Genomic DNA, 15,548 nt, shown 5'->3' with positions numbered 1-15,548 from the left:
GCCGTGATGCGGGTCAGGATCACCGACCACGCGCTGGAGGCGATCGTCACCAGGATCGGCGGGGTGCCTCCGGAGGCGGGCGGCGCGCTCTTCGGGCCGCCGGGGACCGACCTGGTCACCGGCCTGCTGCAGGACGAGCCGGCGACCGCCACGGACGTCCGCTACCACACGAGCGCCTGGCTCATCGAGCAGGCCGCGCTGACGCAGCGGAACACCGCCGCGCGGTTCAAGGGCATCGTCCATTCCCACCCGGCCGGCCTGCCGGAACCCTCCGGCCAGGACCGCCGCGAGTTCGGCCGCTCCCTCGGCCTCAATCCGCACCTGGGCAGGTTCCTCGCGCCGATCGTGACCCACGACGACCGGCCGCCGGCCGCCCACGAACTGGTCAGCCGGGGAGTGCGGGTGTCATGGTACGGCGCGGTGAGCGCGGCGGACGGCGTCCAGGTGCTGCCGATGCACCCGCTCGTGCTGCCGGTCTGTGAGTCCCTGGCCCGCGCCGGAGCGGGCGAGGTGCGAGAGCCGGAGGTGCTCACCGTGGACGGCGCGCCGGTGATCGCCGTGGCCGTCCGGTTCGACGCGCTGCCCTCGGTGTCGGCGGCGCTGTTCGGGGTGGACTTCCCCGCCGTGCCTCCGGTGCTGGTGACGCACGGCTCGCCCGTGCCTCTGACCTGGGACCTGGCGGCCCCGGCCGCCGACCGGCTGGCCCTGGCCGTCAGAGGGGCGCGGCGGCCGGGACGCCGGCCGACGACGCCGGTCCGCTCGCGACTGGGCTCGCTGGGCTCGCGATGGGACTTGGGCTCGCGGTTGGGCCCACGGTTGGGCTCGCGACTGGGCGAGGCGAGGGACCGGGCGGCCGCGCCCGTGCGGCGAAGGCGCGCCACGGGGCTGTTCGCGCGCAGCGCCGGGCTGGTCTCCCGAACGCTCGCCGACCGGCACGTCGTGGTGGCAGGGGCGGGATCGGTCGGCGCGTACGTCGCCGAATGCCTGGCCCGCTCGGGCGTCGGCCGGCTGACGGTGGTCGATCCCGAGCGGGTCGCGCCGGAGAACCTGGGACGCAGCCCGTACACGGTGGGCGACATCGGACGGCCGAAGGTGTCGGCGCTGGCCTCCCGCCTGGTCGCGATCAACCCGGAGCTGACCGTGCGCGTCGAGCGGTGCGGCGTCCAGGCGCTCGACCCGGGCGACCTGGCGGAGACGCTGCGCGACGGCGACCTGCTGGTGGCCGCGACCGACGACAGCCGTGCCCAGCGCCGCCTGGACCACCTGGCGTACTGGACCGGCGTGCCGGCGATCTTCCCCGGCCTGTACCGGGGAGCCGCGGGAGGAGAAGTGATCATGACGTATCCGGGCTCGGCGTGCTGGGGCTGCGCGACGGCCGGTGTGCGTGACCTGTCGTCCGACACGGCGCTGGTCCAGCCGACGCACTACGGCACCGGCCGCCTGCTGGCCGAGCCCGGGCTGATCGTGGACATCCAGCACGTCTCGGCGGCGGCGACCAAGATCGCGCTGGCCCTGTTGCACCAGTCCGGCGAGGAAACCCGGATCGCCGGATTCCTCGCCGGTCCGCGAGAGCGTGGCCAGTCGTACGTCGCCTTCGGCACCGAGCCGGGGTACTGGCTGTTCGGGCACGTCCTGCGTGACGCACCGGGTCAGCACGCGTTCCAGACGGTCTGGATGAGCGTCGACCGCCGGCCCGACTGCCCGGTGTGCGGGCCCGAGGACGCGCGGACCGACCCCCTGGCCGCGCCCGCCCGGGACATCAGCCCGGAGCGCCTGCGCCACCTCGTCGGCCGTGGGAGACGACCATGACCCCCGCGCCGACCCCCGCGCCCCCGCCGGCCCCCCGGCCCGGCGCGGGCTCCTCGTCCCCGCGGGCCCTTCGCGCCGGGCCCGCGCGCCCGTCCAGCGTCCGGCCCGGCACAGGCCCCGAGATCACGGGGGCCGGGAGCCCGCCCGCCGGGTGCTCCGCCGTACTGCGGGTGGTCAGGCTGCCCGCGACGGCCGCCGTCCCCGAGCCCGGGAACGAGCGGCAGACGGTCGCCGGCGTCCTCCGGAACAGGGTGACGGAGTTCCTGACCGGCGTACGCCACACCGACCCCGTCACCGTTCAGGCCAGGGTCCGGCGCGACCCGGCGGCGGGCACGCGGATCGAGCTGGCGCTCTCGGGCCGCGCGGTGACCGTCGCCGGCCACGCCGCCCGCTGCCGCGACCTCCTCGCCGGCCTGGTGGACCTGGCCTCCCACCGGGACGAACCCGGCCCCCACGACAAGCGGCACCACCCGTACGGCCGGGACGATGACGCCGGTGGGCGGGCGTGGCGGCTCACTCCCGCTCCCGCCGGGCGCCCACCCGGGTACGGAGCCGTGTCTTGGCCCGTCGGCGGGCTGCGATGGGCGGCGCTGCTGGACGCCGTCGAACGCTCCGACGGGCCCTGCGGCGTCCACGTGACGCTCGTCCCCATGGCCCCGCCGCTGTCCGCGCTGCCCGTGCTGCGCCGGGCGATCCGGCGCGCCGACGGACGGCGCCCCACCCTCAGGGACGACCGTGACGACCGGGATGACCGGGACCGCGCCGCCGGGAGCGGCGAGACGGCGGCGCTCGACCTTCTGGAGAGCACACCGGTGGTCTTCCACGCGACCCTGACGGTCACCGCGCACGATCCCGCCGTGGCCGCGGAGCTGGCAGCGGCACTCGGCGCGCCAGGTCTGACCCCGGAGCCGGCGGCGGCCCCGTCCCTGTCCGGCGCTCTGGATGCGATCCCGTCTCGGTCCGGCGCGCTGGAAGGGGCCCCGTCCCGCTCCGGCACCCTGCCGGCGGCCTCGTCCCGCTCCGGCACTTTGGAGGCGATCCGGACGGGCGCGATCGTCGCGCCGCGGACCGCCGCGGGTCTCGTGCCGCTGACGGCCCTGCCGATGGACGCCGTCACCGTCCACGCGCGGCGACCGGCGGTCGTCGCCCGGTACGCCCCGCGGACAGGGGCGGCCGGCGTGTGGCTGGGCCGCTCGGCCGGCGGACGCCCCTACCGGCTCCGGGTTCCCGACCTGAACCAGCACCTCCTGGTCACCGGCCTGACCGGGTTCGGCAAGACGACCACGGTCATGACGCTGCTGCGGCGGCTGTGGCGCGAGCACGCGATCCCGTTCCTGGTCATCGACCCGGAGAAGACCGAGTACCTCCCCCTGGGCGCGGTCACGCTGAGCCTCGGACGCGACGGGACGCAGATCAACCCGCTGGCCGTTCCCGAGGGCGTGGACAGGGCGGCGTTCGCCGACACCGTGGCCGAATGCCTGGACGCCGCCACGGGCCTGTCGGCGACGTGGCCGTTCGCGGCGGCGGCGCTGCGCAACGCGGTCACCGACCTCTACCACGGCGACGACCCGCCCAGCGTGGCCACGTTCTACCGGGCGGTCCTGGAGCAGGCCGGCGCGCACGGCGGCGCGGGGGAGCAGGCCGCCAACCTGCGCGCCTCGCTCGGCCAGCGCGTGCAGAGCCTCGTGGCGGGCGCGGGCGGCGACGCCCTGGCGGGTGGTCCCGGCGCGGGGCTGGACTGGGGACGGCTGCTGTCGGCGCCCGCGGTCATCACCCTCGCCGGCTTCGGTGACCGGACGGCCCGGCAACTCGCGTTCGGACTGCTGCTGGCCGGCATGGTCGCCTACCGGCGCGCGAACCCCCTGCCCCGGTTCGGCCACCTGGCCGTGCTGGAGGAGGCTCACCTGCTGCTCGGGAACGGCCCGGGCGCCGGGCACAGCGAGGGTGTCGTGACGGCCGCCGCGGAGGCGACCGCGACGGCGATCTCGACGCAGCGCTCGTACGGCCAGGGGTTCGTGCTGGTGTCGCAGAGCCCGCGGCAGCTTCCCGGCGAGGTGACGCGGCTGTTCCCCAACCGGCTCACCCACCGGCTGGCCGAGGACCCCGGCGAGGGCGCGCTCGGCCAGGTGGCCGACCAGGTGCCGATGCTGGGCAGGGGCGAGGCGTTCGTCGTGGACGCGGGCGGCCATCCCGCCCCGGTGTGGGTCACGGTGGTCCCCGAACCCGGCGGCGCCACAACGCCCGAGGCGCCTACCGAACAGGTCGCCGGGACGTCTTCCGGGTACGGGCCCGCTGGTCCCGCGCCCTCTTCCGAGAACGGATCCGCTTATCACGCGGGGCCGCCCGAGCGGATCTGGTGCCAGGCGTGCCCGCGCCCGTGCGCGGCCCGGCACTGGCTGCGTCTGGTGCCGGAGGTCGAGAGCGGGCTGGCCGGCGTGCCGGAGGACGGGCAGGCCGATGCGGCGATGGGCATGCTGGAGCACCTGATCGTCCGTGACCGGATGCGCCCCTCGTACGTGGAGTTGCACGCCGGGTTCTACTGCGTCATCGCGAGGACGCTGACCCGGGCGCGCGCGACCGACCGGCGCCGGGCGGCGGCCGCCCAGCGGGAGGCGCGGCGCGTCGCCGACCGGGTGGCGGAGGACACGCGACGAGGGGCGGAGCTGGACAGATGACGGCCAACGAGGACCTGGAGAGGATCCGGCAGGCGGTCACCGGCCGAGCCGGACCGGCGACCCCATCCGTCCAGGGCCCACACGTCCAGGGCCCGCACGTGGAGGGCCCGTACGTTCAGGGCCCGCACGTGGAGGGGCCGCGCGTTCAGGGCCCGCACGTGGAGGGATCGCCGGGCCCGTACGCGGCGGGACCGGCGGTTTCCGAGGGCAAGACGGCGGGGAAGGGCAAGAAGAAGGGAGGTCCGGCCCCGCTGTCGCCCGATCCGCCGCCCGCCCGGCCCTCAGAGCCCGCGCCCGCACCGCCCGAGCGGCGCTCCGGCGGGGGCGTGCTGTTCACGATCCTCCTCCTGGTGGCCACGGTGTTCGCCGTCAACTACTTGACGGAGTCCGACCTGTCCCGGCTGCAGCTGCCCTCCTGGCTCTCGGGCCCCTCGGCGGGCTCCAGCCAGGGCCCCGGAACGTCGGGCGGATCCGGCGCGTACGCCGGGCGTGGGGAGCCGAGACTGAAGATCAGCCCGAGGCGCGGCTCGGCGCGGACGACGATCACCGTCACCGGGTCCGGGTTCATCCGCAACGGGCAGGTGCGGCTGACCTTCCACGCGCACCTCATGGGCACGGCCAAGACCGACGGCACGGGCCGTTTCAAGACGCGGATGCGCGTTCCGAACGCCGGCTTCTACGGCCACTTCCCCGGCCAGACGTTCTCCATCAGCACCACCGAGTGGACGCGCGACGGGGTCTATCAGGGAAACGGCCCCAGGGTCGGGTTCCACCTCACCTGACCCGGGCCCGCCGGCCGGTGCGGTCGCTGCCACGACCGCACCGGGACGGCGGCGGACGGGCCCAGCGACAGGCATACGGCTCGGCTTCGCATCATCAGGGCCGGGCGCCTTCAGCCTTCAGAAGCGAACCCTCAGCCTCCAAAGATGAGACTTCAGCTTCAGAAGATGAAGTGGCGGGCGGACGGCGTCAGCACGGCCGTCTTCGAGGCGGTGCCCCAGGCGGCGTCCAGCTCGCCCGCGAGCGCCTCCGCGAGCCGCGTCACGTCGCGCGCCGCCGTCTCGTGCAGGGCCTCCGCGACCACGAGCACGGAACGCGTCGTGTCGCGGACGGCCGAAAGGCCGCTCTGCCGGTTCGTCCAGCGCCGGGCGTGGGCCCGGCCGGCGCCGTCGGCGAAGACCACCTCACCGGGCGCGGGGTGCTCGGTCTCGCCGGAGAAGGTCAGGTACGTCTCGTCGCCCGCGGCGTGCCGTACCTCCAGGAAGTCCGTGACGTGCTCGACGTCGAACACCGCCACCGGGATCGCGTACGCCACCGACACCGCGTTGCACAGATCGATCAGCGGGTGGATGCGCGGCAGTGTGCCCTCCTTGCGCAGCCGCCGCAGCAGCGACTCCGAGGCGCAGCGGTACTGGGTCGGCTTGAGGCCCATCCGCCCGAACGCCCGCCGCCACGCCTGGATCTCCGGCAGCTCGCCCTCCGGCGACCCCTCCAGCCGCCCGGCGGCCGTCGCCGAGAACTGGGCCACCCGGGCGTCCACGGAGACGTCCGGCCGGATCCCCTCGGCGTACAGCACCGCCGGAACCAGCTCCGGGAAGTCGCGCCAGATCGTGTCCGCGTGCCCGAACCGCACAGCCACCCCCAAGATCAAGAGGTTCCAGCCTACCGGGCGGCGCGCCGTCCACACGGCCGACACCCTCGCACCGCTGCGGCCGGACGGCGCGTCCAAGAGGGCGGGTGTGTCGCGGACGGCGGACGTGTGGGGAGAGGCGCGTTGGGAGGGCGGGTGTGCTGCGGGAATGCTGGGAGAGCGGGCCTGTTCCGGAGGGCGGGGGTCGGGAGGGCGGGTGTGCTGCGGGACGGCAGGCGTGTTGGGACGGCGGGCGTGTTCGGGAGGCGGGGGAAGGCGGCGGTAGTGTCGGGAACTGTGCCGAGCATTCCGCAACCTCTCGACCCGGACGACGACGGCCGCGCCGCGCCCGCCCTGGCCGCCGTCCTGGCCTCCTACCAGGAGGGCACGGCCGGCGCCGCAGACGTGCTGGCCGCTCTCACCGGGGCCCGGCTCCTCGTGCCCGTCGTGGCCCTGCTGACCGAGTCCGAGGTCGGCGAGCACGGGCTGCGGCAGGAGAAGGAGAGCGAGATGGCGCTGCCCAAGCTCGTCGGCAAGGACGGCAGGGAGGCGGTGCTGGCGTTCACGGGCACGGACGCGCTGACGCGGTGGCGGCCGGACGCCCGGCCCGTGCAGGCGACCACTCCGCAGGTGTGCCAGGCGGCGACCCACGAGCGGGCCGCGGCCGTGGTGGTGGACGTGGCGGGGCCGGTGCCGTTCGTGATCGAGGGAGAGGTGCTGGAGGCGCTGGCCGCGGTCGCCTCGGGCACGCTGGACCAGGTGGCGGGGGTGACGGTCGCCCGCATGCAGGCCGCCCCCGCTCCGCGGCGCCGCCGCTGGTTCTCCCGCAAGGCCACCTGACCGCCCTGATCCTCGCGTGGCCGGGTGTGGCCGGGTGGGCCAAGAGGGCCGCGTGGAGCGGTTCGTCGCACTAGGGTCGCCCTGTGGCGGGACTGGTGGCACTGTCGGCGCTGGTCGGCTTCCTCGCCGGCCCCTACGTCCGCACCCTGGCGGGCGGCTTCACCCGCGACCCGGACGCGGATCTTCCCGCCGGGCCTCACGCGGACATGGATTCCCACGCCGCCCCCGACACATCCCCCGGCTCCGCCACCGACACCACCCCCCGAACGCCCCCCGGCACCGCCCCCCGAACCGACGAACAACCCCCGGACACCCGGGCCGAGGCGCGGGAGGCGTTCGCGCGGGTCCTGCGCACCACGCCGCTCCCCCCCTGGCCGCCGTACCTGGAGGTCGCCACCGCCGCCGTCGCGGCCCTGGTCACCTGGCGCGCCGGGCTGCCCTACCTCTACCTCGCCCTGGCCGGTACCGCCCTCGCCGTGATCGACTGGCGTACCTCACGGCTGCCGGACGTCATCACCCTGCCCTCGTACCCGCTGCTGGCGCTCAGCCTGCTCCCCACCGGCGAGCTGCCGCGCGCCCTGCTGGGCGCGGCGGCGCTGGCCGCCGTCTACGGCGCGCTGTGGCTGGCCAGGCCGGCCGCCATGGGCCTCGGCGACGTCAAGCTGGCCGGGCTCATCGGCATGGCCGCCGCCGCGCGGGGCTGGGAGGCGTGGGTGGTGGCCGCCGTCGCCGGGCAGCTCCTCGGCGCCCTGTACGCCCTCGCGCTGCTCCTGACGCGGCGGGCGAGCCGGGACTCGCAGTTCCCGCTCGGACCCTTCATGCTGCTCGGTGCTCTGGCCGCCGTGTGTCTCGCCTGGTGAACGTTCGGCCATCCCACCGGCCGGGACGTGGAAGACTTGTACGCATGTTGCGCTGGTTGACCGCCGGAGAGTCCCACGGGCCGGAGCTCGTTGCCGTCATGGAGGGCCTGCCGGCCGGGGTCGAGGTGACCACGGCCGCCATCGACGAGGCGCTGCGCCGCCGCCGTCTCGGCTATGGCCGCGGCGCCCGGATGAAGTTCGAGCAGGACCAGGTGACGATCGTCGGCGGCGTCCGCCACGGCCGCACCATGGGCAGCCCGGTCGCCGTGCGCGTCGGCAACACCGAGTGGCCGAAGTGGGAGAAGGTCATGGCCGCCGACCCGGTCGACCCGGCCGAGCTGGAGGGGCTGGCGCGCAACGCGCCGCGCTCGCGGCCCCGGCCGGGCCACGCCGACCTGGCGGGCATGCAGAAGTACGGGTTCGACGACGCGCGGCAGGTCCTCGACCGGGCCAGCGCCCGCGAGACGGCGGCCCGGGTGGCTCTCGGCGAGGTGGCCAGGCGCTTCCTCAAGCAGGCGCTCGGCGTCGACATCGTCAGCCACGTCACCGAGATCGGCGGCGCCAGGACACCGGCCGAGACCCTGCCCGGTCCGGGCGACCTGGCCCGGATCGACGACGACCCGGTCAGGTGCTCCGACCCCGAGGGCAGCGCCGCCATGGTCGCCGTCATCGACCAGGCGCACAAGGACGGCGACACGCTCGGCGGCGTCGTCGAGGTGCTCGCCTACGGCCTGCCGCCCGGTCTCGGCAGCTACACCCATTGGGACCGCCGCCTCGACTCCCGGCTGGCCGGGGCGCTCATGGGCATCCAGGCGATCAAGGGCGTGGCCGTCGGCGACGGGTTCGAGACGGCCCGCCGGCCCGGCTCCCGCGCCCACGACGAGATCGAGTACACCACCGAGAACGGCGTCAAGCGCGTCACCAACCGCGCGGGCGGCATCGAGGGCGGCATGACCAACGGCGAGGTCCTGCGGGTCAGTGCCGCCATGAAGCCCATCTCGACCGTGCCGAGGGCGCTGGCCACGATCGACGTCAGGACCGGCGAGGCCGCCAAGGCCCACCACGAGCGCTCCGACGTGTGCGCCGTCCCGGCCGCGGGCATCGTGGCCGAGGCGATGGTGGCGCTCGTCCTGGCCGACGCCGCGCTCGAGAAGTTCGGCGGCGACTCCGTCGAGGAAGTCGCCCGCAACCTGTCCGGCTACCTCTCCTCCATGGTGATCAAGTGATCAGAGCCGTGCTGATCGGACCGCCCGGGTCCGGCAAGACCACCCTCGGCCGCCTGCTCGCCGCGCGGCTCGGCGTCGCCTTCCGCGACACCGACGCCGACGTGGAGGCCGTCGCCGGCAAGCCCGTCTCCGACATCTTCGTCGAGGACGGCGAGGAGCGCTTCCGCGAGCTGGAGCACGAGGCCGTCCGCCGGGCCCTGGCCGAGCACGACGGGGTGCTGTCGCTCGGCGGCGGCGCCGTGCTCAACGAGGAGACGCAGGCGCTGCTCGCCGGTCAGCCCGTCGTCTACCTCCAGGTGGGCCTGGCCGACGCGGTGCAGCGGGTCGGTCTCGCCTCGGCGCGGCCGCTGCTGGTGCTCAACCCGCGCAGCCGGCTCAAGAAGCTCATGGAGGAGCGGCGGCCCGTCTACGAGCGGCTCGCCGTCCTGACCGTCGTCACCGACCAGCGCGCCCCGGAGGAGCTGGCCGACGAGATCGTGAAGGGGCTGGCGTCATGACCGCGACCAGGATCACCGTGCGTGGCGACAGCCCGTACGACGTGGTGGTCGGCGCGGGCGTGCTGGGCGAGCTGCCGGCGCTGCTCAAGCCGGGGGTGCGCACGGTCGCCGTGGTCCACCCGGCCGGGCTGCCGGAGATCGCCCGCCCGGTGTGCGCGTCGCTGTCCGACGCCGGGTTCGACGTGGTGGCGCTGCCCGTGCCCGACGGCGAGCAGGCCAAGACCGTCGAGGTCGCGGCGCAGCTGTGGTCGGCGTTCGGCCGTTACGGCGTGACCCGTTCCGACGCCGTGGTGGGCGTCGGCGGCGGGGCCACGACCGACCTGGCGGGGTTCGTGGCGGGCACGTGGCTGCGCGGCATCCAGGTGGTGCTGGTGCCGACGACGCTGCTCGCCATGGTCGACGCCGCCGTCGGCGGCAAGAACGGCATCGACACGCCCGAGGGCAAGAACCTCGTCGGCACGTTCCTGCCGCCCGCCGGCGTGCTGTGCGACCTGACGACGCTGGCCAGCATGCCGCGCGCCGACTACGTGGCGGGCCTGGCGGAGATCATCAAGGGCGGGTTCATCGCCGACCCGGTCATCCTCGACCTGGTCGAGCAGGACCCGGCCGACGCCACCCGGCCCGAGGGCCGGCACACGCGCGAGCTGATCGAACGCAAGATCCAGGTCAAGGCCGACGTCGTGGGCGCCGACCTGCGCGAGGCCGGGCTGCGCGAGATCCTCAACTACGGCCACACCCTCGGCCACGCCATCGAACGCGCCGAGCACTACCACATGCGCCACGGCGAGGCCATCGCCATCGGCATGGTCTACGCGGCCGAGCTGTCCCGCCTCGACGGCCGGATCGGCGCCGACCTCGTCGAGCGCACCCGGTCCATCCTCACCGCCGTCGGCCTGCCCACCGGCTACCGCGCCGACGCCTGGCCGCGCCTGCGCGACCACATGCGGCTGGACAAGAAGAACCGCGGCGCCAAGCAGCGCTTCGTGGTCCTCGACGGCCTGGCCCAGCCGGGCCGCCTGGAGGACCCGTCCGAGGAGCTGCTCGAAGCCGCCTACCAGGAGATCTCCCGCTGACGCCGTCATGAGACACTACGGTTCCTACGTCGCGCTCGGCGACAGCTTCACCGAAGGGCTCAACGACCCCGGCCCCGACGGCCGCTTCCGCGGCTGGGCCGACCGGGTCGCCGAGCGCCTGGCCGAGGACAGCCCCTCCTTCCGTTACGCCAACCTCGCGGTGCGCGGCAAGCTGCTCGACCAGATCGTCGAGGAGCAGGTGCCGCTGGCCGTGCAGATGGCGCCCGACCTGGTGAGCCTGTGCGCCGGGGGCAACGACCTGCTCCGGCCGGGCAGCGACCCCGACGTCATGGCCAAGACCCTCGCCCGGGCCGTGCGCGAGCTGCGGGCGTGCGGGGCCGACGTGCTGCTGTTCACGGGCGTCGATCCGCGTGACACGCCGCTGATGCGGCGCCTGCGCGGCCGTTTCGCGATCTTCTACCTGCACATCCGCTCGATCGCCGACCTGTACGGGTGCAAGCTGGTCGACCAGTGGTCGATGCAGGGGTTGCGCGACTGGCGGGCCTGGAGCGAGGACCGGCTGCACATGAACGAGGACGGCCACCGGCTGGTCGCGGCCCGCGTGCTCGACGTGCTGGGGGTGCCGTTCGACGACTGGCGCAAGGTGTGGCCGGAGCGCACGGCCGACCCCCGGGTACGCCGGCGTGAGGACGCCCAGTGGGTGCGCGAGTACCTGGTGCCGTGGGTGGGACGCCGCCTGCGCGGCACCTCCTCGGGCGACGGCCTCGACCCCAAGCGCCCCGACCTCGCCCCCTGGACTCCCGACGCCCCCTGACGTCCTTCCGAGGTCCCTTGACGTCCCATCCGGGCCACCGCACGGGGTTGAGGTGCTTCCGGGGCGATGAGTGCGGCGTCGGGAGAGCGAGGCTCGCGCGGGAGGACGCCTGAGGGCGGGGATCTCCTGCGCCTCGGCACCCGGGAGCGCGCCCCTGAGCCCAGAAGAAGGCGCGCGTTTCCCGTGCGTGGGTGAGCCGTGGGCCGGTCATGCGGGCGAGGCCGCGCCGCCGAGCTCAGGACGTCGTCAGGACGGCTCGCTCGACAGGCGCTTGAGGGCGGCGCGCGGGACGGCCGGGTCGGTGGTGCGCCAGAACGGCGGCAGCGACCCGAGCAGGAAACCGCTGTAGCGGGCCGTGGCCAGCCGGGGGTCGAGCACCGCGATGACGCCCTTGTCGTGCTGCGAGCGCAGCAGCCGGCCCGTGCCCTGGGCGAGCAGGAGCGCGGCGTGGGTGGCGGCGACCGACATGAACCCGTTGCCGCCCTTGGCCGCGACGTGGCGCTGCCGGGCGGAGGTGAGCGGGTCGTCCGGGCGGGGGAACGGCACCCGGTCGATGATGACCAGCCGCAGCGACGGTCCCGGGACGTCCACGCCCTGCCACAGCGACAGCGTGCCGAACAGGCAGGTCGGCTCGTCCTCGGCGAACTGCTTGACCAGCAGCATCGTCGAGTCGTCGCCCTGGCACAGCAGCGGGACGTCCAGCCGGTCGCGCAGCGCCTCGGTGGCGGCCTTGGCGGCCCGCATCGAGGAGAACAGGCCGAGCGTCCGTCCGCCGGCCGCCTCGATCAGCTCGGTGATCTCGTCGAGGTACGCCTCGGGCAGGCCGTCGCGGCCAGGCTGGGGGAGGTGCTTGGCGACGTACAGGATGCCCGCGCGCTGGTGGTCGAACGGCGAGCCCACGTCGATGCCCTGCCACTCGGCGGCACGCCCGCCCCGCTGCCCCTCCCCGGAACCCGAGCCTGAGCCGGAACCCGAGCCGGAGCCGGAGCCGGAGGCCGGGCCGGCATCGGTGGCGGAGGCGCCGGTGTCGGGGCCGTTGGCGCTCGGGCCGACCAGACCCCACTGGCGGGCCATGCCGTCGAAGGTGCCGCCGAGGGCCAGCGTGGCCGAGGTGAGCACCACCGTGCGGTCACCGAACAGCCGCTCGCGCAGCATGCCGCCCACGCCCAGCGGCGCGACGCGCAGCGTGGGCGCGCGCCGGTCGGTGCCCGCGTCGAGCCAGACCACCTCGGCCCGGTCGGTCTCGGAGGCGTGGCCGTAGGCCTCCAGCATGCGCACCGCCGTGTCGTGCACCTCGTCCAGCGCCGTGAACGCGGCCTTGCGCTGGCCGGCGCGGTCGGGGTCGTCCTTGTCGGCGCCGCGCGGCCCGAGCGCGGTGACGCAGCGGGCCGCGGCGTCGCGCACCAGCGCCAGCGTCAGCCCGAGCACCTGCGGCAACTCGTCGATCCGGCCCGCGGGCGCGGCGGCCAGCAGCGCCTTGAGGTCCTCGCCGGCCTCCATGAGCTGGTCGGCGATCGGCTGCTCGATGAGCCGCCCCACCCGTCGTACGGCCAGCATGACCGACGTCTCCGACAGCTCCCCGGTCACCACGGACGTCACCCGGTCGACCAGTTCGTGGGCCTCGTCGACCACGACCGTGTCGTGCTCGGGCAGCACCGGCAGGTCGCCCATGGCGTCGATGGCCAGCAGCGCGTGGTTGGTGACGACGACGTCCACCTCGCCGGCGCGGGCGCGGGCCATCTCGGCGAAGCACTCGGCGCCGCTGGGGCAGCGGCTGGCGCCCAGGCACTCCTGCGCGCTGACGGAGAACTGCCGCCACGCCTGCTCGCTGACGCCGGGCACCAGCTCGTCGCGGTCGCCGGTCTCGGTCTCCTCGGCCCACTCCTGGATGCGCTGGACCATGCGGCCCGTGGCGCTGACCTCGCGCGGGTCGAACAGCTGGTCCTGCTCGTCCTCCTCGGGCCAGCCGGCGGTCGCCTTGTAGCGGCACAGGTAGTTGCGCCGGCCCTTGAGGATGGCGAACGTCGGCGCGTGCGGCAGCTCCTTGGCCAGCGCCTCGGACAGGCGCGGCAGGTCACGGTCGACGAGCTGACGCTGCAGCGCGATGGTCGCGGTGGAGATCACCACGGGCTTGTCGGCGTCCATGGCGTGCCGGATCGAGGGGACCAGGTAGGCGAGCGACTTGCCGGTGCCCGTGCCGGCCTGGACGGCGAGGTGCTCCTTGCGCTCGATGGCCCGCTGGACGGCGCCGACCATCGTGATCTGGCCCTGCCGCTCGCTCCCTCCGAGAGCGTTGACCGCGATGCTGAGCAGTTCGTCGACTGACGGGAGATGGGAGTCCGGCACGGCAGTAAACGCTACCCGCATTCGCGGGTCCCCGGCGCCGAACGCGGTGTGATCGGCCATGCGCATCCCGGCGTTCGGGGGACACACCCGGCGGCCCGCATGGCACACTGAACGACCGGGACTCCAACTGGTCTTCCTACTGTGACCGGATGGGTCCAGGATGGGGATGGTAAATCCGGTTAAGTAGAGTTACCCGGGGTTGAGTGGACGAATAAGGGCTGGTTATCGCAGGATGTCCCCTATGTCGGAAGTTGTCCCGTTGCCGTCGTTCGGCGAAGTGTTCTTCGATGCCCGGGGGCAGGAGCGGTGTCTCCGGGTCACCTGGCACGAGGGCACCCTCGTTCTCAGCCTCTGGCGGGGAGAGATGTGCACCGCCAGCTTCCGCATGCCGATGGACGACGTCGGACGTCTCCTCGACACCCTCGACGACGGCTTCGCGGAGGCCACCGGCGAGCAGCCGGCCGTGCCCGCCCAGCAGGACCCGGGCACCGAGGTGATCCCGGGCACCGGCCAGTACCAGCGGCCGCAGACCCTCACGCCCCCGCCGGCGCAGCAGCAGCCCGAGGAGCGCCCCACGGCGACCCTGTCGCCCAGCGACGTGCTGGTCGCGCGCGGCACCCCGCCGCGCCAGGACAAGCTGGTGGCCTCCTACAGCGAGCCGCCCGCCCAGCGCGACCCCTACGGCGACTCCTCCGCCGGCCAGTACGGCGATTCCTCGCCGTACGCGGACACTTCGGCCGGCCAGTACGGTGACTCCTCGCCGTACGCGGACACCTCGGCCGGCCAGTACGGCGACTCCTCCCCGTACGCCGACACCTCCGTCGGCCAGTACGGCGACTCCTCGCCCTACGCCGACCCCGGCCAGTACGGCGAGCGGCAGCCCTTCACCGGCCCCCAGTACGCCGACCCGGGCGCCGGCCGCTCCTACTCCGGCCAGCAGTACGCCGATCCGCAGCGGTCGGAGCCGTTCACCGGCCCGCAGTACGTGGACGACACCCCGAGCGGCCCGCAGTACACCCTCGACCCAGACCCCTTCTCCGGCCCGCACCCGGTCGCCGGTGAGCGCCGCTACCAGCTTCCCGGCGAGCGGCAGGCGCCGCCCCACTCCACCGACCCGCTCGGCTTCCCGTCACAGGCGTCCGACCCGTTCGGCGGGCGGGGACAGGACCGGCACGGCCAGGACCGCTACGCCCACGACGACCTCGGATACCAGCAGCAGGGCCGCGGCGCCGCGCCCGCGGCCGACCCTGGTGCCGCCGGGCTGGGCACGCCCATGCACGGCATCCCCGGCGCCGGGCGCCGCCGCTCCATGCCCCAGCGGGCCGCCGCCCGCCGCGCCGAGCCGGACCCGTACCCGCAGCAGGAGCCGTACCAGAGCGGCGACTCCTACCGGGTCCGCGACGGCTACGCCTCCCTGGACCAGCCCTCCCCGGCCCGCGACTACGCCGGCCAGGACTACCCGGTCTACCCGCCGCCCGCCAACCCGGTGGACCCGCTGCTCGCGCTGGGCACCCCCGAGCAGGGGCAGGGGTACCGGCAGGACGGCCAGCTCTCGCGCCCGTACGTCGGTGACCCCATGTTCTCCACGGGCGAGCGCCTGCGGCCGGACCAGCAGTACGACGACCGGGACGACCGCCGCGACTGGTGACGCGCGGCACCCGGGCGTGCCCAGGACCGGCCCGCTGACCGGGTGACACCCTGCGGGGCGGTCCTGGCGGGAGGCACGTGACCCCGTCGCGGGCGGGCACGGCATGATGGAGACCGATGCGTTCCCCCGGCGGGGAGACCGTCCCGGCGGTGGGCCGGGCCGTCCCCGC

12 protein-coding genes are annotated in these 15,548 nt (G+C 74.8%); 10 read left to right on the top strand and 2 right to left on the bottom strand.

Translation table 11 applies throughout. The features are described from left to right. Positions 1 to 6 precede the first annotated feature (6 nt). Genes AB0H81_RS14230 through AB0H81_RS14220 form a run of 3 tightly spaced genes read left to right on the top strand, consistent with a single transcriptional unit; the run spans position 7 to position 5,266 of the window. Positions 7 to 1,809 carry a ThiF family adenylyltransferase gene (locus AB0H81_RS14230; protein ID WP_358373960.1) on the top strand — a complete coding sequence of 601 codons (1,803 nt, stop codon included), beginning with the start codon at positions 7 to 9 and terminating at the stop codon, positions 1,807 to 1,809. Next, the gene (locus AB0H81_RS14225) at positions 1,806 to 4,484 is read left to right on the top strand and encodes a DUF87 domain-containing protein (protein WP_358373884.1); all 2,679 of its coding nucleotides are present in this window, start codon (positions 1,806 to 1,808) and stop codon (positions 4,482 to 4,484) included. Before AB0H81_RS14230 ends, AB0H81_RS14225 begins: the two co-directional genes overlap by 4 nt. Beyond that, a complete protein-coding gene (locus AB0H81_RS14220) occupies positions 4,481 to 5,266 on the top strand; it encodes a hypothetical protein (RefSeq protein WP_358373881.1) in 786 nt (261 codons plus the stop codon). The genes AB0H81_RS14225 and AB0H81_RS14220 overlap by 4 nt, the downstream gene beginning before the upstream one ends. Positions 5,267 to 5,424: 158 nt before the next feature. On the opposite strand, the gene AB0H81_RS14215 is transcribed toward AB0H81_RS14220, so the two are convergent. Then, the gene (locus AB0H81_RS14215) at positions 5,425 to 6,123 is read right to left on the bottom strand and encodes a phenylalanine--tRNA ligase beta subunit-related protein (RefSeq protein WP_358373958.1); all 699 of its coding nucleotides are present in this window, start codon (positions 6,121 to 6,123) and stop codon (positions 5,425 to 5,427) included. Positions 6,124 to 6,411: 288 nt separating this feature from the next. Here AB0H81_RS14215 and AB0H81_RS14210 point away from each other — a divergent pair, with 288 nt between their 5' ends. The 6 genes from AB0H81_RS14210 to AB0H81_RS14185 all read left to right on the top strand — a co-directional run bounded on the left by AB0H81_RS14210 (position 6,412) and on the right by AB0H81_RS14185 (position 11,385). Next, positions 6,412 to 6,954, top strand: coding sequence for an SseB family protein (locus AB0H81_RS14210; protein ID WP_358373878.1), 543 nt, complete (start codon positions 6,412 to 6,414; stop codon positions 6,952 to 6,954). Between the two features lie 83 nt (positions 6,955 to 7,037). Further along, positions 7,038 to 7,814, top strand: a complete 777-nt coding sequence (locus tag AB0H81_RS14205) for a prepilin peptidase (RefSeq protein ID WP_358373876.1) — start codon at positions 7,038 to 7,040, stop codon at positions 7,812 to 7,814. A 44-nt stretch (positions 7,815 to 7,858) separates the two neighbouring features. Continuing rightward, positions 7,859 to 9,040 carry a chorismate synthase gene (aroC, locus tag AB0H81_RS14200; protein WP_358373873.1) on the top strand — a complete coding sequence of 394 codons (1,182 nt, stop codon included), beginning with the start codon at positions 7,859 to 7,861 and terminating at the stop codon, positions 9,038 to 9,040. Next, positions 9,037 to 9,537 carry a shikimate kinase gene (locus AB0H81_RS14195; protein ID WP_358373871.1) on the top strand — a complete coding sequence of 167 codons (501 nt, stop codon included), beginning with the start codon at positions 9,037 to 9,039 and terminating at the stop codon, positions 9,535 to 9,537. Before aroC ends, AB0H81_RS14195 begins: the two co-directional genes overlap by 4 nt. After that, positions 9,534 to 10,610: a 3-dehydroquinate synthase gene (gene aroB / locus AB0H81_RS14190; RefSeq protein ID WP_358373868.1), complete on the top strand. Its 1,077-nt coding sequence runs from the start codon at positions 9,534 to 9,536 to the stop codon at positions 10,608 to 10,610. Before AB0H81_RS14195 ends, aroB begins: the two co-directional genes overlap by 4 nt. Before the next feature lie 7 nt (positions 10,611 to 10,617). Further along, positions 10,618 to 11,385, top strand: coding sequence for an SGNH/GDSL hydrolase family protein (locus AB0H81_RS14185; protein ID WP_358373865.1), 768 nt, complete (start codon positions 10,618 to 10,620; stop codon positions 11,383 to 11,385). Positions 11,386 to 11,631: 246 nt separating this feature from the next. Here AB0H81_RS14185 and AB0H81_RS14180 read toward each other — a convergent pair whose 3' ends face one another. Continuing rightward, complete coding sequence (locus AB0H81_RS14180) at positions 11,632 to 13,752, bottom strand: ATP-dependent DNA helicase (RefSeq protein WP_358373863.1); 2,121 nt, start codon at positions 13,750 to 13,752, stop codon at positions 11,632 to 11,634. A gap of 220 nt (positions 13,753 to 13,972) precedes the next feature. Between AB0H81_RS14180 and AB0H81_RS14175 the strand changes: the two genes are divergently transcribed. Further along, entirely contained in the window at positions 13,973 to 15,379 is a 1,407-nt protein-coding gene (locus tag AB0H81_RS14175; RefSeq protein WP_358373860.1) for a hypothetical protein, read from the top strand. The last annotated feature ends 169 nt before the right edge of the window (positions 15,380 to 15,548 follow it).

Origin of the sequence: Nonomuraea sp. NPDC050691, from assembly GCF_040654455.1 — a bacterium.
Lineage (GTDB): Bacteria > Actinomycetota > Actinomycetes > Streptosporangiales > Streptosporangiaceae > Nonomuraea.
Note: the sequence above shows the minus strand (reverse complement) of the source record. Positions and strands in the feature narration are given on the sequence as shown.